We start from the raw sequence: 23,716 nt of genomic DNA on the forward strand, positions 1-23,716 counted from the left end.
TTGAAGACAGGAAAGAGAGCATATCGTGCAAGGCAAGATCGCGCTTGAAGAACATTTCGCCATTCCCGAGACGCTGCAGGATTCGGCTGGTTTCGTGCCGGGCGACTACTGGACGGAACTGTCCGCCCGGCTTCTCGATATCCAGGACAAGCGTCTGCGGCTGATGGATGCCCATGGCATTGAGAAAATGATCCTGTCGCTGAACGCTCCGGCCGTGCAGGCGATCCCGGATAAGGCAAAGGCTCTGGAGACTTCCCGACGCGCCAATGACTTTCTGGCGGAGCAATGCGTCAAGAACCCGAACCGTTTCCTGGGATTTGCAGCTTTGCCCCTGCAGGATCCGGATGCGGCCGCGCAGGAATTGCAGCGATGCGTGACGACGATGGGTTTCGTCGGTGCACTGGTCAATGGCTTCTCGCAGGAAGGCGACGGAACGACGCCGCTCTACTACGACCTGCCGCAATATCGTCCGTTCTGGGCCGAAGTCGAAAAACTCAACGTTCCCTTCTATCTGCATCCGCGCAACCCGCTGCCGCAGGATAGTCGGATCTATGCTGGCCATTCCTGGCTGATGGGTCCGACATGGGCGTTCGCACAGGAGACCGCTGTTCACGCGCTACGCTTGATGGGATGCGGCCTGTTTGACGAACATCCGGCTTTGCGCATCATCGTTGGTCACATGGGCGAGGGACTGCCATATATGATGTGGCGCATCGACAACCGGAATGCGTGGGTCAAGGTGGAAAAGAACTATCCGGCCAAACGCCCGATTGCCGATTATTTCAACGATAATTTCTACATCACGACCTCGGGGAACTTCCGCACGCAGTCGCTTATCGATGCTATGCTGGAAATCGGCGCGGACCGAATTCTGTTCTCGACAGACTGGCCATTCGAGAACGTCGACCATGCTGCAAACTGGTTCGACAACACGACCATTTCCGAGGCCGACCGTCTGAAGATCGGTCGCACCAACGCGGTTTCACTCTTCAAACTCGATCGATAGCATGTTTGCACCTTTCAGATACACGGCCAGCGCGGCACAGGTCTTCTTTGGGAGCGGCTCGTTGAACCGTCTCGCCGAGGCGATTGCTGGGCAGGGCGGCAAGCGCGCCCTGATCCTTTCGACCCCGCACCAGAAAGCGGAGGCCGAACGGATCGCGGCCTCCCTCGGTCCGCTTGCGGCGGGACTATTCCACGACGCGACGATGCATACGCCGGTCGATGTAACCGAGCGCGCGATCGCCGCATACAACTTGGCCGCCGCCGATTGCGTGGTCGCAATCGGCGGCGGATCGACGATCGGTCTCGGCAAGGCGATCGCCTATCGCAACGACGCACCACAAATCGTGGTGGCGACGACCTATGCGGGATCGGAGGTTACACCAATCCTCGGCCAGACAGAAAACGGGCAGAAGACAACGGTCCGCGGGCCCGGCATCCTGCCCGAGGTGGTGATCTACGACCCGGAATTGACATTGGGATTGCCAGTCAACATCAGCGTCAGCAGCGGGCTCAATGCAATGGCGCACGCCGTCGAAGGTCTTTACGCGCAGGATCGCAACCCGATTTCGTCAATGATGGCGGTCGAGGGCCTGCGCGCGATGAAGCAGGCTTTGCCTCAAATCGTAAATGCCCCTGGGGACATCGGGCCGCGAAGCGAAGCGCTTTACGGTTCCTGGCTGTGCGGTACGGTGCTCGGAGCGGTTGGCATGGCCCTCCATCATAAGCTTTGCCATACGCTGGGCGGTAGCTTCGATCTGCCGCATGCGGAAACCCATGCGGTCATTCTTCCCCATTCTGCCGGCTACAACGCGGCGGCCGCTGCGGATGCGTTAAAGCCGGCCGCCGATCTTTTCGGCGGCTCGCTGGGCTGCGGTCTTTATGATTTTGCCGCTTCGATCGGCGCCCCGCTGGCGCTGCGCGATCTGGGCATGAAGGAGGCCGATCTCGACCGTGCGGCAGAACTCGCCGCCCAGAACCCCTACTGGAACCCGCGCCCGATCGAAAGGAAAGCGATCCGGGTTTTGTTACAGAGCGCCTGGGAGGGCGCGCGGCCGCGTTAATGCCTTAGGAGGATGGTCACGTGCCTGAATATTTCAGCGAAGAGAGATCCGTTGAAGCCGTCAATTCGCGGATGGGGCAGGACATTAATCCACGCCTGGCCGAAATCATGGCGTCGCTTGTCAAGCACCTGCATGCCTTTGCCAAGGATATCAGCCTGACCCAGGAGGAATGGGAGCTGGCCATAGGCTTCCTGACCCGAACCGGCCATCTCTGTCATCACGAGCGACAGGAGTTCATCCTGCTCAGCGATACGCTTGGGCTGTCGATGCTGGTGGATGCAATCAACAACCGGCGTCCGCCAGGCGCCACGGAAAATACCGTGTTCGGACCTTTCCATGTCGAGGGCGCGCCCATACGGCAGATGGGTGAAAACATCTCGCTCGACGGCAAGGGAGAGAGCTGCCTCTTCATCGGGCGGGTGCTGGATCTCAGCGGCAATCCGATCGAGGGAGCCCGGATCGACGTATGGTCGGATAATTCCGATGGCTACTACGACGTCCAGCAGCCGGATATTCAGCCGAAGTGGAACAACCGGGGCATCTTCGTGACCGGCGCAGATGGCGCCTATAGTTTCGTCGGCATAAAGCCGGTTTCCTACCCGATCCCGGATGACGGCCCGGTCGGCCAGATGTTAACGTCCCTCGGCCGCCATCCCTACCGTCCTGCCCATACCCATTACCTGATCACGGCTTCGGGTTATCAGAAGCTCGTAACCCACACCTTTGTCGGCGACGATCCCTATCTGGAATCAGACACGGTGTTTGGTGTAAAAAAGAGCCTGATCGCTCCTTTCGAACGTGTGGATCGTCCGACGGTCTGGCGCTCCGCTTTCGATTTCGTGCTGACGCCCGTCGAGACCAGACGATGATCGTCGTTCGTTATGCGGTATCCGATCCCGGCAAGGCTGCCGAACGTTCCCAATTGATCGACGAACACAAGGCCTATCTGCGGGACGCACCGATCCGCATCTTGCTTTCCGGACCTTCTGCTCCGGTTGCCGAAGGCAAGTCCATGACCGCTGTCGTGATTGCGGAGGTCGACACATTTTCGGAGTTTGAAACGTTTAACCAGCTTGATCCCTTCGTACTTGCCGGTGTTTACAGAAGTGTAGACACGTTTGAATGGAGACCAACCTTTGGAACTCTCGTAGAGAGGGTCAAGGCGGGGTTTGATCGATGACTGGTGAGGCGTGACAAGCACCATTTGGTAGACGGTTACTTCCCAAAATTCTGACGTGATTTCAATCAAGCGGCCTCATCGTCATCATTCGATTCTGTCGCTTTGAGCCTTGTTCAGTTGATTGAACCGCGCCGGGTATGCCGGAGGCTCCACTTTGTCAAATGTTGGAGCCTCCGGCATACCCGGCGCGGTTCACACCGAGACCCGGATCGCTCTCTGGCCCATTGAGCACGGCCGGCACCTCAGATCTCCGCAAAGATCTCGATGACCTCAGCTGCGAGGGTTAGAAGAAGATGCGGCCTGTCGACGAGCCTTAACGCACTTTCTTCCCCACCGCTTTTGTTGAAATGCACCGTTAACCATGTCATCGTGACGGAAGAAAATAAGCTTTTTGCTTCAATTTGTTAAAAACCGTAAAGCTTAACAATGCGCTATGATATTGACGGTGCGATGCTTCAAAGCCTGCTTCCAGCCCTTGCTGCCGCAGAGGACGGATTGGCGCGGCTCGACGAGCGGGTGTTGCGCTCGCCGGTCGGCGAGGGATTTGCCGAGCGCAGTCACTTCTTCGATGCTGCGGGCGCGCTCTGGGTCGCCGGCGAACTCGTGCATGTCGAGGATCTCGTTTTACACGACGCGCATATGGATAGCCGAGCCCCCAGCCACGAGCTGACGATCGCCCATTCGGTGCTGCGGACGCGTCGGCGCATCTGGACCGGTGAACCTTCCTGGGCTCTTAGCGGGTCGGGCCTTGCAGTGCTGACGTCGGCCATCGGGGAAGCGGAGGGGACCGCGCTGGCAAGCCAAACCCCGGCGATCGAGGTCGAGACCGACGAAGAGGGCGAGGATGAAGGCGGGCCGCTTGCCGCCGAGATGGCGGAGATCGATGCGCTGCTTGCCCGCTCGCAGAAGCTCATCGACATCCATACGGGCAAGGCGCCGGCGGGAGAGGCGGTGGCCGCAATATCCTCAGCCAAGCGCAACGATGACCCGCTCGGGCTGCTCGGCGACGAGGAATGGGACGAGGAACAGCGGCTTGCGGAGTGGCGAAGCGTGCTGCCATTGGCCGACAGCCTGCCGCCGATCCTCGGCGCCGTCATTCTTTTCGAGGCCTGGGACAGGATCGAGCCGCTACGGCGACAGCATTGGCTCGGCGGTCTTCTGGTCGCAAGTTATCTCCGCGCCCGCGGCAAGGTCGCCTCGCATCTCTTTTCCTTTTACGGCGGGCTGAAGCTGGTGCGCCACGAGCGGCGGCGGGCGCGCGACCGGCCAACCCGGCTGCAAGCCTTTCTGGAGGCGATGCATCTGGGTGCCGCGGCCGGTCTCAAGGAAATCGACCGGTTGTCGCTGGCACGCACGCAGATGGAGCTGCGCTATCGCGGCCGCCGCTCAAACAGCAGCCTGCCTGAGCTTGCCGATTTCATCTTGTCGCGGCCGATGGTCTCGGCGGCGATGATTGCCCGCCATCTCAGGATTACGCCGCGCGGCGCGCTGAACCTCGTCAATGAGATCGGCATTCGCGAAATCACCGGCCGCGGTCGCTATCGTGCCTGGGGTATCATCTGAAACGAAAGCGGCCGGGCGTGAACCCGGCCGCTTTCGTTTTGAGATGAGCACCCGATCTGCCATCCTGTCACAGACTGCAGACCGGGCGCTCTTGCGCTTCCATTGCCCCCGGAAGCGCGGTCCTATTCCCGCTCGCCCGTGAAGTTGAGCAGAAGCGTGAAGATGTTGACGAAGTTCAGGTAGAGCGAGAGCGCACCGAAGACAGCGAGCTTCTGGTTCGATTCCTGATCGTAATTTTCCGAATATTGTTCCTTGATGTTCTGGGTGTCGTAGGCGGTGAGGCCGACGAAGACGACGATGCCGATCACCGAGATTGCGAACTGCAGCGCGCTCGAACCCAGGAAGATGTTGACGATGCTGGCGATGATGACGCCGAAGAGGCCCATCATCAGGAACGAGCCGATGCGCGACAGGTCACGCTTCGTCACATAGCCGTATAGGCTGGTGGCGCCGAACATCGTGGCGGTGATGAAGAAGGTCCGCGCGATGCTCATCCCGGTGAAGACCAGGAAGACGGAGGCGAGCGACAGGCCCATCACCGCGCAGAAGGCCCAGAAGGTGATCTGCGCCGTGCTGGCCGACATCGTCTGGATGCGGAACGAGAAGAAGAAGACGAAGGCGAGCGGCGCCAGCATTACCACCCACTTCAGCGGCGAGCCGAAGATCGGGACATAGAGGGCCGGCGTCGAGCCGACGACGAAGGCGACGAGGCCGGTGATGACGAGGCCGAGAGCCATATAATTGTAGACGCGCAGCATGTGCTGGCGCAGACCCTCGTCGAAGATAGCCTGGGAGCCGGCAACGGCGCCATAGCGGGGATTGATCGGGTTCATGCTGATCTCCTCGGTTAGAACTAATAGAGCGAGCGAGCGAGCCGTTCGGCCGCCTGATCGAGATTGAGACCGCTATCGTCGGCGATCAGGGCGTAAGCGACCTCGCCGATCTGCCAATAGGCGGCTTCTGCCTTTTCGAGCGCGAGATGGCTGACCGGCTGGACCTCGAAGGCGCCCGGCCGGACGGCGAAAAGCGAGAGTCGCTTTCCATCCGCTACCGTGATCGCCATCTCGACGCTGGGGCCGAATTCGGACGGGAAGATCTGCACGTCGGCGATCTTCCAATCCCTAGGCAGTTCGGGCATCACGATCGCGGTGGCCGCGCGGATGTCGTCGGCGCTGTAAGTGGTCGGTGGCTGCGAAGGCATGGTTTCGCGCAGGACTGCGGTCTGATAGGCGCGGACGGCATCCTCGACATAGGCGGGCGCTGGAACGGAGGCCGCTACCTCGGTCGCCGAAAAGGCACCGAAGGAATTGTGCGCCACCCAACCGGCGGTCACCAGAATACCGACGGCGGCGATGCGCTGCATGGAGTGGAAGATGCGGCCATAGGAAAGGCCACGCTCCAACCGGCGGGCGGCATCGCGGGTCTCGGGACGGCCGAAGCCGTTTTCGCCGGCAAGCGCCAGGCGCAGCTCACCTTTCACGCTGAGATCGGCCATCACCTTGGCGGCAATCGCCGGGTTCTCCGAAAGATAGGACTCCACCTGGATGCGGCGTGCGACATCGAGCTCGCCGTCGACATAGGCGTCGAGATCGGCGTCGACGATCGGATCAACTGCTTTCATGGCCGTTCCCTCCGATTAATCTCAGATGCGAAACGCGCGGTGTCTTCTCTTCGAATTCGCGCAGCTGCGTGCGGGCGCGGGAGATGCGTGACATCAGCGTGCCGATCGGAATGCCGAGCGCATTGGCCGCTTCCTGATAGGAAAGGTCTTCGATCGCAACGAGATGCAGCGCCTCGCGCTGTTCCTCCGGCAGGTCGAAGAAGGCGTCGCGTACCTGCTGCAGGCGCACGGCGTGTTCCTGGCCGGCCGGCAAGGACTGCTCGGCTTCGACAGCCGCTTCGTCATGGCGCCGTGTCAGCGACCGCTTCTGGCGAAGGCGATCGATATGGGCATTGTGCAAGATGGAGAGCAGCCAGGTACGCAGGTTGCCGCCGCTGCGGAAGCTCTTTTTCTTCTCGAAGGCGCGCACCAGCGCATCATGTACTAGATCCTCTGCCTCGTCCGAATTGCGCACCAGCGCACGCGCGTAGCGCCTCAGCGCTGCGAGCTGTCCGATGACGTCGAAGGGGCGGTCTTTGCGTTCCATGATTGAGTATACGCAAGCGCGCGGGATTTTATTCCCGGCGGGACAAAAAAAGTCATCCGGACGGAATATGGTTGCCGATATTCGGCCAGGATATGATGCGCGCCTTAAATCGGCGATTGTTTATGACGATCACATGCCAGATCATCACGCCGCTGATTGGAGGGGAAGATGCACAATGAAGGAAAAGAAGCGGGTCTACGAAGCTCTCGTGGACGGCGCCATGGAGGGACTGACGGGTGAGGCGCTGTATGATTTCGTCAAGACGCGTTGCCCGAAGGCCACGAGCAAGAAAATCGTCCGGGCCTCGCTTCTCGCCCTGAGCGATACGCATCTCAAGGACCGTAATATTCTCGACGTAATCTATGCGCTTGCAATCAAGCATCGCCTCGATGAGGGCGTGCTTGATGACGGCGACGAGGGCGATGCTGCAGGGTCGGCGCCGTTCTCTCAAGCGCTCACACGGGACACATCCTGACCTTCCTGACCCGACCTTACTGAAAAGCTCAGCCGCCGTCCGAAAGCTCTTCGAGAATCGGACAGTCCGGCCGGTCATTGCCATGGCAGGCATGCACGAGGTGCTCCAGCGTGCGGCGAAGTTCCGTCAGTTCGCGGATCTTGCGGTCGATCTCACCGAGTTTGCTCTCGGCGATATCCCTGACGTCGGCGCTCGCCCGACCCTTGTCCTCATAGAGCGCCAGCAATTGCCGGCATTCGTCGACCGAAAAGCCGAGACCGCGCGAGCGCTGCAGGAAACGCAGCTTGTGAACGTCGCTCGCAGCGTAGTCGCGATAGCCGTTTCCGCCCCTTTCGGGGCGGATGAGGCCGATATCCTCGTAATAGCGGATCGTCTTCGCAGGCAGGCCGGAGCGCTCAGATGCTTCGCCGATATTCATCGCTATCTCCTATAATTTTGCCAAGCGCAGCCTCAACGCATTTGCAATCACCGACACCGACGAGAGGCTCATCGCCGCTGCCGCGATCATCGGCGACAGCAGCAGGCCGAAGACCGGATAGAGCACACCGGCGGCGACCGGGACGCCGAGGGCATTATAAGCGAAGGCGAAACCGAGATTCTGGCGGATATTGCGCATCGTCGCCTCCGCCAGCCGCCGCGCCCTGACGATGCCGTTGAGGTCGCCCTTGACCAATGTAATGCCGGCACTTTCCATCGCCACATCGGCGCCGGTGCCCATGGCGATGCCGACATCGGCGGTCGCAAGTGCCGGGGCATCGTTGACGCCGTCGCCGGCCATGGCGATGACGGCGCCCTTGGCGCGCAATTCCTCGATCAGCGCCTTCTTGCCTTCCGGCAGCACGTCGGCGCGGACTTCATCGATGCCGAGGCTTTTTGCGACCGCCTGCGCGGTGCGCTCGTTGTCGCCGGTCGCCATGATGATCTTCAGCCCGCTGTCGTGCAGCGCCTTGATGGCGGCTGATGTCGTCGGCTTGATCCGGTCGGCAACGGCAACAAGACCGGCAAGCTTGTCGTCGACCGTGACGAACATTACCGTCTTGCCGTCCCCACGCAGCGCTTCTGTCTTCTCCGACAACGCCGAGGGATCGACGCCGAGTTCGGCGAGCATTGCTGCATTGCCGAGCGCCACGCTCGCACTGGCGGCAAGGCCCTTTACACCCTTGCCGGTCTTCGCCTCGAAGCCGGTCACCTCCACGAAGGTGATACCGCGCTCTTCGGCACCGGAAACGATCGCTTCGGCCAGGGGATGTTCCGAGCCGCGTTCGAGGCTGGCCGCCAGCGACAGTAGCCTGCCTTCCTCGATGCCGCCGACGGCGACGACGTCGGTGAGAACAGGCTTGCCTTCCGTCAGCGTGCCTGTTTTATCGACGATCAGCGTGTCGACCTTGGAAAAGCGCTCCAGTGCTTCGGCGTCCTTGATCAGCACGCCTTCGCCAGCGCCGCGCCCCGTCGCGATCATGATCGACATTGGCGTCGCCAGACCGAGCGCACAAGGGCAGGCGATGATCAGAACGGCGACAGCGGCAAGCAGCGCGTTTGCCAGGCTTGGTTCCGGCCCGACGGCGGCCCAGACGATGAAGGCAAGGACGGCCACGGCAACGACGGCGGGCACGAAGAAGGCCGACACGCGGTCGACGGCGCCCTGAATCGGCGCCCGCGAACGCTGCGCCTTGGCGACCATGTCGACGATGCGCGACAGCACCGTGTCTGCACCGACTTTCTCGGCCGACATCACAAGAGAGCCGTTCTTGTTGATCGTACCGCCGGTCAACCCGTCGCCCGCCGTCTTCTCGACCGGCAAGGGTTCGCCCGTTATCATCGATTCGTCGACGGTCGACTGGCCTTCCAGGACAGAACCGTCCACCGGCACGCGCTCGCCCGGGCGCACGCGCAACCGGTCGCCGGTTTGGATCTCCTCCACCGGCACGTCGCTCTCGTTGCCATTGGCATCAATGCGCCGCGCCGTCTTCGGCGCGAGGTCGAGCAGGGCGCGGATCGCCGAGCCGGTACGCTCGCGTGCCTTCAACTCCAGCACCTGGCCGACGAAAACCAGAGCGACTATGATGGCCGCCGCCTCGAAATAGACGGGCACGGAAGCGCCATGGCCACGAAAGCTCATCGGGAAAATACCCGGCGCAAGCGTAGCGACGACGCTGTAGACATAGGCGGTGCCGACGCCGAGGCCGATCAGCGTCCACATGTTCGGGCTGCGGTTGACGAGGGACGCCCATGCGCGGCGGAAGAATGGCAGGGCCGCCCACAGCACCACCGGCGTCGCCAACAGCAGTTCGATGTATGTCGCCCGTGGTTCGCCGATCGCTTCTCGGAGCGGCAGGCCGAGCATCGGCCCCATGCCGAGCGCCAGCAGCGGCAGGGCAAGAATGGCGCTGACCCAAAGCCGTCTGGAGAAATCCACAAGTTCCGGGTTCGGGCCTTCGTCATCAGGAGAAATACCCATCGGTTCCAGCGCCATACCGCATTTCGGGCAGTCGCCGGGACGGTCGCTGATGACCTCCGGATGCATCGGGCAGGTATAAAGCGTGCCCTTTGGCGCCAGCTTGGCTGCCGGACGGGCGCCGTCGCGATAGGCGGACGGGTCAGCTTCGAACTTGGTTTGGCAGGCGGCCGAGCAGAAGTAGAATTTCTCGCCCTCAAATTTCAGAAAGTATTTTCCCGTCGAACGATCAACAGACATGCCGCAGACCGGATCGTTCGCTGTCAGATAATCCTGTGGCTGAGCCGCAAACTTCGTCCGGCAGCTCTCGGAACAAAAATGATAGATGCGGCCCTGGTGGTCGAACGAGGGTTTGCCGGCTTGCGGATCGACGGTCATGCCGCAGACGGGATCACGGATCACAACTTCGGCGGACTTCTCCTGATGATCATGGCCGCAACGGCACTGACCGTTGCCGTGGGTGTGGTTGTGATGATGATGGTGGTCGTGTTCGTGCTTGGTATCCATGACTATCTCCGATGCCCGAAGGGCAGTTGGAGAGGCTTATCCACCTTCCAGCAACTGGAAGGTCAAGCGCTAATTTTGGCGATATCGATTTTATCGGCTACTTCGCGTCGCGCGACCGCGGCATCGCCCGATCCTCAGATCGCGCCGATCCTTAGATCGGGCTGACCAGGCCGAGGGGCTGGCTCCCAAGCAGTGCGGCCAACGAAATGCTGCCTCCCGGCTCGATCGTTTTTCCAGTCACGAGATCCGCCTTCAGCCCGTGAAGAGGGGAGGGCACCGCGATCGACGTGTCCTCCCAGAATTCCGGGCCGGCAAAAAGCACGCCGGGATCCAGCCAGCCGAACATCAGCCGCGGGGCGACGGTGATCGCGAATTCGCTATTATGCACGCGGGCGAAAGCCAGCACGTGATCACGGCGGCTGCCCGTCGTCTTCAACGGCAGATAGTCGCCCTTGGCGAAGAGAACCGGGTGCCGCTGGCGAAGCTGCAGGCCGATTGCGACGATGCGCTGCTTCAAGGCGGCCGCCTGAAGCTTGGCGATCGGTCCGGCTTCATCAAGCCAAGCCGTCAGTCGCGTATAGTCGACCGGCCGGCGATTGTCGGGATCGACAAGACTGAAATCGAAACCTTCCGAGCCCTGATAAATGTCGGGAATGCCCGGCGCCGTAAGCTTGAGCAGTGTCTGCGACAGGCTGTTCACGTAGCCCGCCGCAATGAAGGGCTGCAGCACCCTTTCGAAATCTTCCAGAAAGGCGTCATTGTCCGGCGATACCAGCGCCGCCGCATAGGCTGTGATCGCCTCCTCGTAAGCGCCATCCTGTTCGGTCCAGGCGCTGCGCAATTTCGCCTCGCGCACCGCCTTTACCGCGTAATCGGTAAAGCGCACGCGGAGGTCGTCCCCCTGTGCTCTGTCGAATTCTTCCGGCCAGACGCCGGCGAGCGCCTGATACAGCATCCATTCGGTATTCGGTTCAGGCGCGGCACCACCCGGCAAATTCTTCAGCCAGGAAAGGTTCATGTGACGCCAACGCTCCACCGCCTGGGCAAAAACGTCCGCGCCCTCGCTCAAGACGTAAAGTCTTGCGCGTGCATCCTCGCCCCGTTTGGTGTCGTGAGTGGAGCTCGTCGAAAGCCCATGCGGCTGCAGCCGCGCCCGCTCGGCCATCCGACGATGGAAGCCGTCCGGCCCCTCGGGCGGTTTGCCCGGTTCGCCGCCGACCTCGTTTGCGGCAAGCAGCCTGCTATAGCGGTAGAACAGCGTATCCTCCGTCGCCTTCGCCATGACGGGCCCACTCAGCTGCTGAAAGCGAATCCGGAATTCATGGGCCGCGTCACCGTCAATCTTGCCTTCGAGAAGCTTCAGCACGTGATCGAGCGCGCGCCGGTCGAGTTGCGGCATGACCTGCGATGCGGTTGCGGCAAGGACGGCCGAATCCTGCCAGCTCAGCGGACCGCCGTCGCCGTAGGTGCGATAGACGGGGAATGCGATCAGCAGCTCGCGCACCGCGGTGGCGATCTCTTCCCGGTTTATCTCGGGAAAGATTCCCGCTGCCATGGCGACCAGCCTGCCGGTCTCGCCGGCGAAATTGCGCTCGACCATCTGTTGCTTGGCAAGGCGCCGGCCTTCATCGAGATCGCCCGCCTCGCCGGCGAGGCCGCGATAGGCATTGTCCAATATCCGCAGGCCGCTGGCGTCGATGAAGAGCTCGCTGAGGGCGGCGATGAATTCATATCCGGTGGTGCCGGCGACCGGCCAGCTCTCCGGCAGGACCTCGCCCGCCCCGAGGATCTTTTCGACGACGATATAGGTGTCGGGACCGACTGCTGCCCTGAGCCTGTCGAGATAGGCCTTGGGTTCGGCGAGCCCGTCGACATGGTCGATGCGCAGGCCCTGCACCTTGCCATGGCGCACGAGCTCGAGCACCAGCCGATGCATGTCCTCGAACACCCGGGGGTCCTCGACGCGGGTGCCGACCAGTCCGGTCACCTCGAAAAAGCGGCGGTAACTCAGATGCCGCGCCGCTTCCTTCCAATGGGTCAGGCGCCAATGCTGCTCGTCATGCAGGTCTCTCAGGAATTCGCGATCGGACGAGACGTCCTCAAGCTTTCGCCGGAGGGTCGCGCGATCGCCGCCTTCGAAGAGGATGTCGCGCAGCGCCCGGGCGAAGTCCTCGCCTGATGTGACGGCCGCCTCCGCCATTCTCGTCGCGGCCGGATCGTCAAGCCGGTTTGCGACCGCGCCATAGCTGCTGGGGTTCAATGGCAGCAGCGTCTCGAAATAGGCTAACGCGAAATTGCCGTGCGTTTCGTCAAGCACGAGGCGCAGTTCGCCGGCGGCCAGCGCCTCTTCGAATTCCTGGCCGAGCTGCGGCAGGGTCAGCGGCTCGCGCCAGTCGATGTCGAAATGGCGCGCATAGGCGCTCTGCCGGCCGAATGCCAGGACGTCCCGCCACCAGGCGTTTTCCGGTGAGGCGGCCATATGATTCGGAACGATGTCGAGAACCAATCCCATGCCCGCCGAGGCGAGGCGTTCGGTCAGCCGGTCGAACCCGGCGCGGCCGCCAAGTGCGGGATCGATCTCATTGGCGTCGGTGACGTCATAGCCATGTGTCGAGCCGCTGACGGCGGTGAAGATCGGTGAGGCATAGAGGTGGCTGATGCCGAGCGTCTTGAGATAGGGGATGAGGCGAGAAGCATCATCGAAGGTCATGCCGTTGCGGAACTGTATCCGGTAGGTCGCTGTCGGAACTGTCATGAGGCCGTCTGACGTTGGAGGGAGACCTTTTCCAACGGTTGTAGCCCGGCTTTGGTTCCTTCAGTCGATGAAAACGCCGACACTTGCGGCGCGTCCGGCGGAATCGATGACGGTCAGTTTCGAATAGCCGCCGCCATCGGGCAGCCATTGCTGGGTGCGACGGCGCGAGAGATCGGGTAAGGGCTTGCCGTTGGCGAGCCACCGGAAGGGCGCGCGGCCGCCCTGCAGCTTCAACAGCAGCGGCGACAGGTCGCCTCCCTTTGCGCCGAGATCGATATGCGCGCCCTCCGGCGGATAGACGATCAGCGGCGCGGGCTCGCGACCGGAGGCGACGAGCAGGCCGCTGGCATTCAGCGCAAAACGCCGCTGGCTGATCGGCAGCTCCGACTGTGCGATGCGCACGGCGCCCGCCGGCGGGCGGGGCAGGGGCGTCGTGGCGAGGCCGGATTTGGCGAAAGCCTCGAACAGGATCGGCGCGGCGGTCCCATAGCCGGTCAGACCGGGCACGGCGCTGTTATCGGGCCGGCCGACCCAAACGCCGAGCACGTACCGGCCGTCATAGCCGATCGACCAGGCGTCGCGATAGCCGTAGCTCGTGCCGGTCTTGTAAGCGATGCCGCGCTGCGGCGCGCCGGCGGGAGGAATGACGCCGGAGAGAATATCGGCGACGTTCCAGACCGCTACCGGCTCAAGCAGCGGTTCGCCGTCGAGCTTGCCCGGTGTGCCGGTGACGCCGTCGCCGAGCCGTACCGGCTGGCCGCGATTGGCGAGCGCTGTATAAAGCTGCACCAGATCCTTCAGCGTGATGCCGACGCCGCCGAGACCGATCGCAAGGCCCGGCGTTTCATTCGGCGGCAGGGCCGGGCGCACTTCGGCGCGGCGGAAGCGCACCAGCAGCCGCGACGGCCCGACGGCGTCGAGCAGCTTGACGGCCGGCACGTTCAAGGAGAGCTGCAAGGCCTCGCGCACGGTGACGTCGCCCTGATAGCTCATGTCGAAATTGCGCGGCCGGTAGCCGAAGAAATCGGCCGGCCGGTCTTCGATGATCGTCTCCTGGGACACGAGGCCCTGTTCGAAAGCGAGTCCATAAATGAAAGGCTTCAGCGTCGAGCCAGGCGAACGGTTGACGCGTGTCATGTCGATCCAGCCGGAGCGGCTGGCGTCGAAATAATCGGCCGAGCCGACTTCGCCGACGATCGCACCGGTCTGGCCATCCGCCATCACCATGGCGAGCGAAAGCTTCGGGCCGAGTTTCGTCGTCGCGGCGCGGGCGACGGATTCCAGCCCCTGCTGCACCTGCTTCTTCAACGTCGTCTGATGCTTGAGGACCAGAGGCTCCTTCCGCAATGCGGCTTCGCCGACATGGGCGGCAAGGGCAGGCAGTTGCAGGCGCCGCGGTGGAATGGCGACCGTTTCGGCCCGTTCCGCCTCACCGTCGCCGACGGCCTCGGCCACTGCGACGCGGTCGAGCACGCGCTTGCGCGCCTCCTGCGCGGCCTTGAGATTGCGGTCCGGACGACGCCGTTCCGGCAATTGCGGCAGGGCGACCAGCAGCGCCGCCTCGGCGACGGTCAGGCGGCGCGGCTCCTTGCCGAAATAGGCAAGGCTTGCGGCGCGCACGCCCTCAAGGTTGCCGCCATAGGGGGCATGGGTAAGATAGAGGTCGAGGATCTCTTCCTTCGACAGCCGCCGTTCGATCTGCACGGCGCGTGCCAGCTGCAGAAGTTTTGCTGAAAACGAGCGTTCCGTGCGCGGCTCGATCAGCCGGGCCACCTGCATCGAGAGCGTCGAGGCGCCGGAGACGATTCGGCCGTTGCGGACGAACTGCAGGCTGGCACGCCCGAGCGCCAGGATATCGATGCCGCCGTGATCGTAGAAACGCTGATCCTCATAGGCAACAAGCATGCGCAGGAATTGTGGATCGACATCGGCGACCACAGTCTTCAGCCGCCAACGGCCCTCCGGGGTCGCAAAGGCACGCAGCAGCTGCCCATCGGCATCCAGCACCTCGGGTGAAACCACCGCCGCCTTGTCGAGCGGCGGCGGAAAGGTCCGGTCGGCGGCGTCGAGCGCGAGCAGAGCCGCGCCGGCAAGCAGGATGCCGGCGGCGGAGCCGATCGCGAACTTGTGCCACAGCCTCATTATTGTGCTGCTACGACCTCCATCTTTCCGGTCGCCGTGCGGGCTGAAAGCTCCGGCCGGTACATGTCCTCGACGCTTGCTGCCGGATGGTCGTAAGTGCCGGGGGTGACGGCGCGTACGACATAGGCGACGTTGAATTCACGCTCCTCGCCCGGCGCACGGTTGAAGGCGGCGACAAAGCGGTCGTAGCGGAATTCGGTATGGGCGGCTGATATTTCGCCGATCCAGTCGAAATTCGTCATCTGGGCGCTGTCGACGAGGTTCGGATTGTCGATCTCGAAGCCGGCCGGCAGAAGGTCGGTGATGACGATGCGCGACTGCCAGTCATTGGTCTCGCGCACGTGGATGACGACCACGTAACGCTCGTTCTGCTTCGCCTCGCTGATATTGGCCTCCTCGCCGTCGAGCGTGTAATAGCTGCGCTCGATGAGGAAGCCGTCGCCGCCGGCCGGCAGCGGCACGGTGGGGGCGGCAACGGTGGTGACGACAGCCGAGACGGAGTCGTTCGTCTGGTTGGTCAGCGTCAGAGGATGATCGGCGAGCGCATCGCCGGTCATGCGTGCCATATAGGCGCCGCTATGCGCCGCGCCATTGACATCGATCTTCAGGCCGTCATCACCGCCCTGGAGCGCGCGCGCGGCAAGCAGCATCCAGGCCTCTTCCTGGGTGCTCTTGTATTTGCTGCGGCCCCATTCCTTGGCAACGGCCTTGGCGAGATCCGGGATGACAGGTGGCACCGGCCGGCTCTCGGCGGCAAGCGCCAGGATCGCCGCACCGTCGCGCAGGATCGTGCCGTAGTCGGTGCGCGAGAGGTTCACGCGCGACACCATCGATTGCTGCGACATCTGCAGCGCGTCGATGAAAATGTTCTTCGAACGCTGGGCATCGCCGTAGAGCGCCAGTGCGGCGGCGATATGTGCCTTGGCGAGCGGCGTCGGGAAGTCGTTGATCATCGTATCGGCGTAATAACGCAGATCGCTGATCGCGGCCTTCTTGTTGCGGGCGAGAACATAGATGGCATAGGCGATCTGGTCGCCCTGGCCCTTGATGTCGGTGGTGTAGGAAAGGGTGTTCTGCAGGTTTTCGAGTGCCTGCACGAAGGCCTTTTCCGGCACGTCATATTTCATTTCGCGGGCCCGCGTCAGGAAATCGGTGACGTAGGAATCGAGCCAGACGTCACCGGAATCCGGACCCCAGAGGCCGAAGCTGCCGGCTGAGGCCTGGTAGGAGAGCACACGATAGATCGCGTCCTGTACGCGCTTGCGCACGTCCTCGTCGTTTTCGATGCCCGCCTGCTTCGCCACCTCGGCGAAATAGAGCAGCGGCAGCGCCCGGCTGGTCGTCTGTTCGGCGCATCCGAAGGGGTAGCGGTCGAGCGTCATCAGCAGCGCCGGAATGTCGAAGGCCGCCGAACGGGTGACATTGACGCTGATCGAGGCGCCAGGCAGCACGCTGTCGGCCAGCAGGTTCTTGTCCACCGTCAGCTTGGCCCCCGGCTTCAGTGCCAGCACCCTGCGCTGGGTGATCGGCAGGGATGCCGGACGGACCGGCACGTCGACGACCTGGTCGAGCGAAAGGCCGGAGGCGTCGGAAAGGTTGATCGAGACGCTGCCGGCGCCCGGCTGTTTGCCGATGAGCGAAAGCGTCAGTTGGGATTTCGCGCCGGCTTCGAGGCGGATCGTCTGCGCGGCGGATCCGTCTTCGATGCCGACCGCGTCATTGCCGGTCAGCTGCAGCTTGTAGTCGCCGGCCGGCGCATCGGTATTGGCGATGTCGAGGCGCAGATTGGCCTTGTCGCCAGGAGCGAGGAATTTCGGCAGGCTGGCCGTCACGACCACGGGATCGCGGATGATGACATCCTTGACGCCGTGGCCGACACCGGTCTTCGACCAGGCGACCGCCATGACGCGCGCCGTGCCGTTGAACTGCGGAATGTCGAAGGAGACCTTCGCATTGCCCTCGGAGTCGAGCTTGACCGGGCCGGAGAAGAAGGCGACGAGCTTCTGCGTCGGCGGGCTTGCCTGCAGCGCAATGGCGCCACCGTCGCCGCCGGTCCTGAGCTTGCCGGTCGCGCCCAGCGAGCCGTCGATCAGCCGGCCATAGAGGTCGCGGATCTCGAGACCGAGCTGACGCTGGCCGAAATACCAGTCTTCCGGGTTCGGCGGTTCATAACGCGTCAGGTTGAGAATGCCGACATCGACGGCGGCAACCGTCACGTAGGCATCCTCGTTGGCGCCCGCGCCGGTCACCTGCAGGCCGATATCAAGCGGTCCGCGTGGCAGCATCTTTTCCGGCGTATCGAGCTTGACCTGCAGCGCGCGCTGTTCGGGATCGACCTTCAGCCATTTGATGCCGATCGAGCGCATCGGCATGTGGCTGTCCTGGGCGTCGCCCGGGCGGAAGAGCGTTGCCGTGACATAGGCGCCGGCGCCCCAGTCCGCCGTGACCGGGATGTCGATCTCGCCGCCGGTCTCACCGATCGTGGTATTCTGTACGGCGACGAGCTTTTCGGTTCCGGCCGTCACCATCAGTTCGCCGCCATAGCGCGACGTGACTTTCAGCTTGGCAGTTTCGCCGATCTTGTAGCTGTCCTTGTCGAGGGCGATTTCCAGGCCGTCCGGCGTTTCGGTCGACGTCGAGGCGACGAACCAGCCGGCGTCGAATTCGACGCTGGAGGTCGGGCCGTCGGCGTCAGGGCTTTCCACTTCGAGACGGTAGCGGCCCCAGGTCACCGGCACGGAAATCTTGCCGCCGTCCATCGTTGCGTCGACACTGCCGTTGGAAATCTGCTCGGCGGTATAGACCGGCTCGTATTTCCAGGCCGTCCCCTCGCGATACCATTGGTACTCGCGGTTGAGGCTGTAGAATTTCCAGCGCAGGCCCTTCGTCTCCTGTTTCTGTCCGGCGGCATTGACGCCGATCACCGTGAAGTTGGCGACGGAATTCTCAGGCAGCTCGTCGGAAAATTCCGGCTTGATGCCGATCGAAGCGCGCTCGTTCTTCACCGGAAGGACAAGCGAGCGCTCGATGGCGCGCCCGCCCGCTTCCTGCATGCGGATATAGACGGTGGCGTTGAGCAGCTGCGTCGTTGCCGGCAGGTCGCCGACGGTGAGGTCGGTCGAAGCTTGCCCGTTTTCGTCGAGCTCCGGCAGCCCGTCGATCGGCAGACGCGAATCTTCGTTCGCCTCCTCGTCGGCAAGGCCGAAGAAGAATCCCTTATAGGCGGCGCTCTCACGCGTCGGCTTGACGACAACATCGCCCTCGAGCGTCAGGCCGACGGCCGGAGCGCCGTAGAGATATTTGCCTGAGATCGTGATGTTCGCCGGCGTATCCGGGCCGATTTCCTTGGCCTCGGTCTTGATCTCCATGTCGGTGCGATCAGGCACGAAATCGTCGACCAGGAAGCTCTTGCTGGCGATCGCGCTACCCTTCGGATCGGTGTAGATGTTCATCGTCCAGGTGCCGCGCATGGCGTTTTCCTGGGTGGCGAAATCGACGGAATAACCGCCGAGATTGCTGGTCTGGCTGACGATCCGGCGGTCTTCGACGCCATCCGGGCGGCTGAAGATGAAGGTCAGCGGCAGATTCTCGATGGCATTGCCGTCGGTGTCGCGGGCAAGCGCCTGAGCGTGGACCGTTTCGCCAGCGCGATAGATGCCGCGTTCGGTAAAGGTCAGCACGTCGATCGCGCCGGGCGAGGCGCGGCCGGTGACGCCGCGGTCGGAGAGATCGAAGCCGGCGCGTGTCATGTCGAGGAAGACATAGTCCGAGGCGCCGTTCTTCGCGGTAATGACGGCAGGTGTCAGCGCCGCCGTGCCGCGGATCAGGCCGGCGGTGAAGATGGCGCGGCCGTTTTCATCGGTTGTCGCCGTGCCGAGCACCTCATTATTCTTGGCCAGCAGCTGCAATTCGACGTCTGCTATCGGTTTTGCCGAGGCGAGCGAACGGGTGAAGACGTTGAGGCCGTCGGTGCCGGCATAGGTGCTGACGCCGATATCGGAGACGAGGAACCATTGCGTCGCCTGCGAATCCCATTCCTGCGCCGGGCCGTTCCCCGCCGTTGCGGTCATCACGTAGATGCCGGGCTTGCGTTCGGGCAGCGCCTCGTCCACCGGGAAGCTGGTGATGATGTCCTTGTTGAGCTCGTTGGCGATCTCGATCGAACCCTGCCAGACAAGCTCGCCGCTCTGATCCTGGATGTTCTGGGCGCTGTAGCCGTCGAGCTGGCTCAGGAACTGCGAGTTGGTCAAAAGCGGCGCGATTCCGCGATCGCCGATGCGGTAGAGCTTGAGATTGGCCGAGGTCAGGTTGACCGAGACGATCGGAATGCCGCGGCGCGCCGTCGAGGGCAGCACGAAGCTGTCGCCGGTGAAGCGCACCATCTGGCTGCGATCCTTGATATAGACGTCGATGGCAACAGGCGCATCGAGCGTCTCGTCGACTGATGACGGCAGGCCGGTGCGGAAGGCGATCTTGTAGGTCTGGCCGTGTGTCAGGCCCTCGACGCAGATCTGCTTGTCCTTCGTCTCGACCGCCTTGGGCGCCTCGCCGTTCAACGTCACGAAGGGCGTGTAGTCGGTGGTCTTGACCAGCGCCTCGGAGAAGGTGGCGCAGGCCCGCGGCGTCGCGCTGTCGGCGTCGACCGTGTGTTCGGTGATGCGGAAGCCTTGCGTCGATTTGAGCTGCAGGTAGGCGCTCTGCACCTCGTCGGAGGCAACCAGCGCCAGGCTCGCCTTGTAGGCGCCGAGCGCGGGGCGGTAATTGGCGTTTCGTTCGAGAGCGCTGGCGAGCACGGCAAGGGCCTCGGCGCGCTTGGCCTTGGTGCGCGTCAGCTCGTAGCCGTTCAGCGCATCGAGCACGGCCTGGCCGGTGACGCTGCTTTCCGTGCTGCCGAAGGAAATCGCGGCGCGGGCGGTTTCGAGCCAGAGATCGGCATCGTCTGGCGTGAGCGACAGCGCGCCGTGGAAGGCGATCAACGCGTCGGTCAGGTTGTTGGCGGTCATGTCGAGACGGGCATTGGCCGTCAGGCTGGCGGCGCCCTGGCCCTGCTGGCCGTCGGTCAGGGCAAGATTGTCCCTGAAGTCGTGGGCTTGCTGGATCAGGTCGTTGGTCAGGAAGGTCAGGCGCGGTGCGGCGCCGATATCAGGTTCCTTCTGGGCTGATGTCTCGACGATTTTGCCGGCGATCGCGCCGGGGAAGGCGTTCATCGTCTTGAAATCGGATTTCAGGAAGCACCATTTCACCTTGGGATTGTAGGTGAAGGCCTTGCAGCTCTTGTCGCCGATGCAGGAGGTTTTGCATTGATCGAGCGAGACGTTCTGCTCGGTGCGAAGATCGAAGCCGAAGAAATCGGCGTCCTTGATCGTCTGAATGTCACGCTTCGTCTCCGCGGCGGCGGCTGGAAAGCTGACGGCGATCACGGACAAAAATGCGATGCTGGCGAAAGCAAAGAACGAGCGCACGGACATAGATTCCCCCCAAGGATACAGGCGATGCTGGCTCTAACCGGCGGCACTCTCCTCACTCCTCACGCGATTGTCAACTCAACTTGAGCGCTGTTTCAACTTCGCACTGGCACTTTCTTTGGGTTGTCACATCGGCGTGAGTGATCGCCTTGTGATTTGCCGCTTTTGCAAGGATGAGCAAGGATTTTGGACAACTCGCAGGAGGTCGCGCCATGTCCATATCTTCCCACCGCAGGAGCTTCGCTTCGCTCCTCGCCGCCGCCGTTGTCTTACTCGGTACGAGTGTAGCCGACGCCGCCGAGGAGGCGGTCGTCATCCCGCCGCCCGATATCGACGAAACCGCCACATCGGGCACCGAGACCGCCATTTTCGCTGGCGGCTGTTTCTGGGGCGTCCAGGGCGTCTTCCAGCACGTCAAGGGCGTCGAGAGCGCCGTCTCCGGATATGCCGGCGGCGAGGCGAAAACGGCGCAGTACGAAACTGTCAGCACCGGCTCGACAGGCCACGCCGAAGCCGTCGAGGTGCGGTTTGACCCGAAAAGGATAAGCTACGGCAGGTTGCTGCAGATCTTCTTCTCTGTGGCGCACAACCCGACGCAACTGAATTTCCAGGGACCTGACGGGGGCACGCAGTATCGCTCGGCGCTGTTCGTCTCGAATCCGGAGCAGCGCAAGGTGGCCGAACGCTATATCGACCAGCTCGACAAGGCGCATGTCTTCCAGCAAGCGATCGTCACCAAAGTATCGGATGCCGCCGGCTTCTATCCGGCCGAGGCCTATCATCAGGATTTCCTGACGCTCAACCCGACCTATCCCTATATCGTCTATAACGACCTGCCGAAAATCGAGAACCTGAAGTCACTGTTTCCGGCCGACTATCGCAGCCAGCCGGTGCTCGTCGGTAAGACCAAGGGCTGATCGGCCGGTCAGGGCATGATGTCGATCGGCGTATGGTCGGGAACCCGGGCCCAGATCTCACCCATTTCCGTATTGGTGACGGCAATGCAGCCATCCGTCCAATCCCACAGCCGATGGGCTTTTCCGAGCAGGCCCCAGCCGTTGGGCAGCCCGTGGATCATGATATTGCCGCCTGGCGGAAAGCCGTTCACTTCAGCCGCCCGCTGCTCTTCTGGCTTCGGATAGGAAATATGCAGGCTCAGATGCGCCATCGACTTCGGATTGCGCCAGTCTATTTCGTAGCGCCCTTCAGGCGTCTTCTCGTCGCCTTCGCTTTGTTTGGGGCCTGCATCGGCAGCACTGCCCAGAGAAATTTGATAGGTCGCGATGGGAGCGTCGCCTTTAAGGAGAACCATACGGCGTTCAGATTTATAAACGCGAATAAGATCGGCGCGTTGTTCCATCGGCGCGGCCGGGGGCGGTGAGCCCGAGCCGATCCTCGCCATCACCTTGGTATAGGCGAAAAGGCCGACGGCCACGATGGCCAGCACGATAACCTTGTTTCTCAAGCCGATCCTCGATTCTCGAGATCAATGAATAATCATAACGTGTCATCGCGCCCTCAACCAGAGGTGCACGCTCAAGATCGGCCATAGTTTACCTGCCCTGCCAGCGCCTCCTTAAGAATTAATTAACGTTAACAATAGCTTAAATCAGAAAAATCCCGTTTCACCGCGGAACATATCGTCAAGTTCGCCGTTACAACACTGAGTTTCGGCAGGCACAGCTGCTGAAGCGGATTCTTCTTTCGAAGTATGTGCGTAACAAGGGGACGTATCATGGCCACCAATGTCGTGCGGCGCTTGCAGCAAGATGAACTCGTGAAACAGCGCGTCTTGATCGTCGAGGATGAATTCCTCATCGCCCTCGATCTCGGCGCGACGGTGGAAGGCATGGGCATGCAGGTCGCCGGCTTGGCGAATGATCGCGAACAGGCGCTGCAGCTGGCGCCGTCCGCCGATATTGCCTTTGTCGACGTCAATCTCGCCGATGGCCCGACCGGGCCTGAGCTCGGCCGGCGGCTGGCGGAAGAGCATGACATCGCCGTCGTCTTCATGACCGGAAATCCCGAGACCGTCGCCGACGGCGTCAAGGGCGCGGTCGGCGTCGTCCAGAAGCCGGTCATGCCTTCGGTTGTCGAACAGCTGGTGAAATATCTTGCCGCGCGCCGCGCCGGCATGTTCGCCGTCGTGCCGGCGCAGATGACGGTTTTTGCCTGATCAGCCGGATAGAGCTGTCAGCTGCGGTTCAGCTCCGAAATTCTCCGCCGCCGGTCGGCCATAGGCCCTGAGAAAGGTACGAACGGCATTGCGGGCCGCCTTTTCCAGTTCCGCGTCGGTCGGTGTTCCTCCGAAAAGTGTCATCATCTGCAGGTCGGCATTACTGAGCGCGACGAACTGCCGGGCGGCGACGTCGAAATCGTCGATGACAAGCGCTCCCTTTTGCGCCAGCCGTGCGAGAAGTGCGGAAAGCGCGGTCGTCAGCTTGCCGGGCCCGTGCTGGCGCCAGCTTTCGAAGAGATGTGGGTATCGCTCACCCTCAGTCTGCACCAGCTTGCGCAGGAACTTTCCGTCATGATTGCAGATGCAGTTCTTGTTGAGGCGGATGACGAAAGCCGTGAGGTCGTCCTCCAGATTGTCGGCATTATCAGGGAAGGCCGACAATACGGAAAAAAGCATGGCATTGGCGCGGTTCATGACGTCCTCGACAACGGCGACGAACAGCGTTTCCTTCTCGCGGTAGTGATTGTAGATCGTCTGGCGGGAGACACAGGCGACGGCGGCAATCTCGTCGATGCTGGCGGCGGCAAATCCCTGGCGGCAGAAAACGTCGGCAGCGGCGTCGAGGATTGACATGCGCTTGGCACATTGCCCGCGCTGGCTATGCCCCGTCATCCGGACTGCCGGTGTCATGCGATCGTTCATGAGAGCGAAGATAAGACGCCTTGACGTTTTAGACAATGGCGCCTAGTTTTACATCAGTGTCCAAATTTATGGACACGCCT

Annotated in this window: 18 protein-coding genes; 8 read left to right on the forward strand and 10 right to left on the reverse strand. The window is 62.3% G+C overall.

The features are described from left to right. Window positions 1-25 precede the first annotated feature (25 nt). The 5 genes from tsdA (at window position 26) to PYR71_RS06300 (ending at window position 4,809) form a co-directional block, all read left to right on the forward strand. Window positions 26-1,006 (forward strand): gamma-resorcylate decarboxylase, encoded by a 981-nt coding sequence (gene tsdA / locus PYR71_RS06280; RefSeq protein WP_183919044.1) that lies wholly within the window; start codon window positions 26-28, stop codon window positions 1,004-1,006. A gap of 1 nt (window position 1,007) precedes the next feature. Further along, complete coding sequence (locus PYR71_RS06285; RefSeq protein WP_275618655.1) at window positions 1,008-2,066, forward strand: maleylacetate reductase; 1,059 nt, start codon at window positions 1,008-1,010, stop codon at window positions 2,064-2,066. Between the two features lie 20 nt (window positions 2,067-2,086). Then, on the forward strand, window positions 2,087-2,935 hold the full coding sequence (locus PYR71_RS06290; protein WP_275618656.1) for a dioxygenase family protein: 849 nt from the start codon (window positions 2,087-2,089) through the stop codon (window positions 2,933-2,935). After that, window positions 2,932-3,246, forward strand: coding sequence for a YciI family protein (locus tag PYR71_RS06295; protein WP_275618657.1), 315 nt, complete (start codon window positions 2,932-2,934; stop codon window positions 3,244-3,246). The genes PYR71_RS06290 and PYR71_RS06295 overlap by 4 nt, the downstream gene beginning before the upstream one ends. A 426-nt stretch (window positions 3,247-3,672) precedes the next feature. Further along, entirely contained in the window at window positions 3,673-4,809 is a 1,137-nt protein-coding gene (locus tag PYR71_RS06300) for an RHE_PE00001 family protein (RefSeq protein ID WP_275618658.1), read from the forward strand. Between the two features lie 122 nt (window positions 4,810-4,931). Here PYR71_RS06300 and PYR71_RS06305 read toward each other — a convergent pair whose 3' ends face one another. The 3 genes from PYR71_RS06305 to PYR71_RS06315 are packed head-to-tail and all read right to left on the reverse strand — an operon-like array spanning window position 4,932 to window position 6,956. Beyond that, window positions 4,932-5,642, reverse strand: coding sequence for a Bax inhibitor-1/YccA family protein (locus PYR71_RS06305; RefSeq protein ID WP_183919038.1), 711 nt, complete (start codon window positions 5,640-5,642; stop codon window positions 4,932-4,934). A 20-nt stretch (window positions 5,643-5,662) separates the two neighbouring features. Further along, window positions 5,663-6,430 carry an anti-sigma factor family protein gene (locus tag PYR71_RS06310; RefSeq protein ID WP_183919037.1) on the reverse strand — a complete coding sequence of 256 codons (768 nt, stop codon included), beginning with the start codon at window positions 6,428-6,430 and terminating at the stop codon, window positions 5,663-5,665. Then, window positions 6,417-6,956 (reverse strand): sigma-70 family RNA polymerase sigma factor, encoded by a 540-nt coding sequence (locus tag PYR71_RS06315; protein WP_183919036.1) that lies wholly within the window; start codon window positions 6,954-6,956, stop codon window positions 6,417-6,419. The genes PYR71_RS06310 and PYR71_RS06315 overlap by 14 nt, the downstream gene beginning before the upstream one ends. A 175-nt stretch (window positions 6,957-7,131) precedes the next feature. Here PYR71_RS06315 and PYR71_RS06320 point away from each other — a divergent pair, with 175 nt between their 5' ends. Then, a complete protein-coding gene (locus PYR71_RS06320) occupies window positions 7,132-7,431 on the forward strand; it encodes a hypothetical protein (RefSeq protein ID WP_275618659.1) in 300 nt (99 codons plus the stop codon). A gap of 28 nt (window positions 7,432-7,459) precedes the next feature. Here the strand turns inward: PYR71_RS06320 and cueR are convergent, their stop codons facing one another. The 5 genes from cueR to PYR71_RS06345 form a co-directional block, all read right to left on the reverse strand. After that, a complete protein-coding gene (gene cueR / locus PYR71_RS06325; RefSeq protein WP_275618660.1) occupies window positions 7,460-7,849 on the reverse strand; it encodes a Cu(I)-responsive transcriptional regulator in 390 nt (129 codons plus the stop codon). A 9-nt stretch (window positions 7,850-7,858) separates the two neighbouring features. Continuing rightward, window positions 7,859-10,393, reverse strand: a complete 2,535-nt coding sequence (locus tag PYR71_RS06330) for a heavy metal translocating P-type ATPase (protein WP_275618661.1) — start codon at window positions 10,391-10,393, stop codon at window positions 7,859-7,861. Between the two features lie 151 nt (window positions 10,394-10,544). Further along, window positions 10,545-13,148 carry a malto-oligosyltrehalose synthase gene (gene treY, locus PYR71_RS06335; protein ID WP_275618662.1) on the reverse strand — a complete coding sequence of 868 codons (2,604 nt, stop codon included), beginning with the start codon at window positions 13,146-13,148 and terminating at the stop codon, window positions 10,545-10,547. A 60-nt stretch (window positions 13,149-13,208) separates the two neighbouring features. Beyond that, window positions 13,209-15,290, reverse strand: a complete 2,082-nt coding sequence (gene pbpC, locus PYR71_RS06340) for a penicillin-binding protein 1C (RefSeq protein WP_275618663.1) — start codon at window positions 15,288-15,290, stop codon at window positions 13,209-13,211. Next, window positions 15,290-20,758: an alpha-2-macroglobulin family protein gene (locus PYR71_RS06345; RefSeq protein WP_275618664.1), complete on the reverse strand. Its 5,469-nt coding sequence runs from the start codon at window positions 20,756-20,758 to the stop codon at window positions 15,290-15,292. The genes pbpC and PYR71_RS06345 overlap by 1 nt, the downstream gene beginning before the upstream one ends. A gap of 209 nt (window positions 20,759-20,967) precedes the next feature. Here PYR71_RS06345 and msrA point away from each other — a divergent pair, with 209 nt between their 5' ends. Continuing rightward, on the forward strand, window positions 20,968-21,672 hold the full coding sequence (gene msrA / locus PYR71_RS06350) for a peptide-methionine (S)-S-oxide reductase MsrA (protein ID WP_275618665.1): 705 nt from the start codon (window positions 20,968-20,970) through the stop codon (window positions 21,670-21,672). A gap of 8 nt (window positions 21,673-21,680) precedes the next feature. Here msrA and PYR71_RS06355 read toward each other — a convergent pair whose 3' ends face one another. Beyond that, window positions 21,681-22,220 (reverse strand): L,D-transpeptidase family protein, encoded by a 540-nt coding sequence (locus tag PYR71_RS06355; RefSeq protein ID WP_275618666.1) that lies wholly within the window; start codon window positions 22,218-22,220, stop codon window positions 21,681-21,683. A gap of 270 nt (window positions 22,221-22,490) precedes the next feature. Between PYR71_RS06355 and PYR71_RS06360 the strand changes: the two genes are divergently transcribed. Then, a complete protein-coding gene (locus tag PYR71_RS06360) occupies window positions 22,491-22,931 on the forward strand; it encodes a response regulator (protein ID WP_275618667.1) in 441 nt (146 codons plus the stop codon). Here the strand turns inward: PYR71_RS06360 and PYR71_RS06365 are convergent, their stop codons facing one another. Then, the gene (locus PYR71_RS06365) at window positions 22,932-23,672 is read right to left on the reverse strand and encodes a TetR/AcrR family transcriptional regulator (RefSeq protein WP_275618668.1); all 741 of its coding nucleotides are present in this window, start codon (window positions 23,670-23,672) and stop codon (window positions 22,932-22,934) included. It abuts the gene before it with no gap. Between the last annotated feature and the right edge of the window lie 44 nt (window positions 23,673-23,716).

This window comes from Rhizobium mulingense (assembly GCF_029194105.1).
In the GTDB taxonomy this organism is placed as follows: domain Bacteria; phylum Pseudomonadota; class Alphaproteobacteria; order Rhizobiales; family Rhizobiaceae; genus Rhizobium; species Rhizobium mulingense.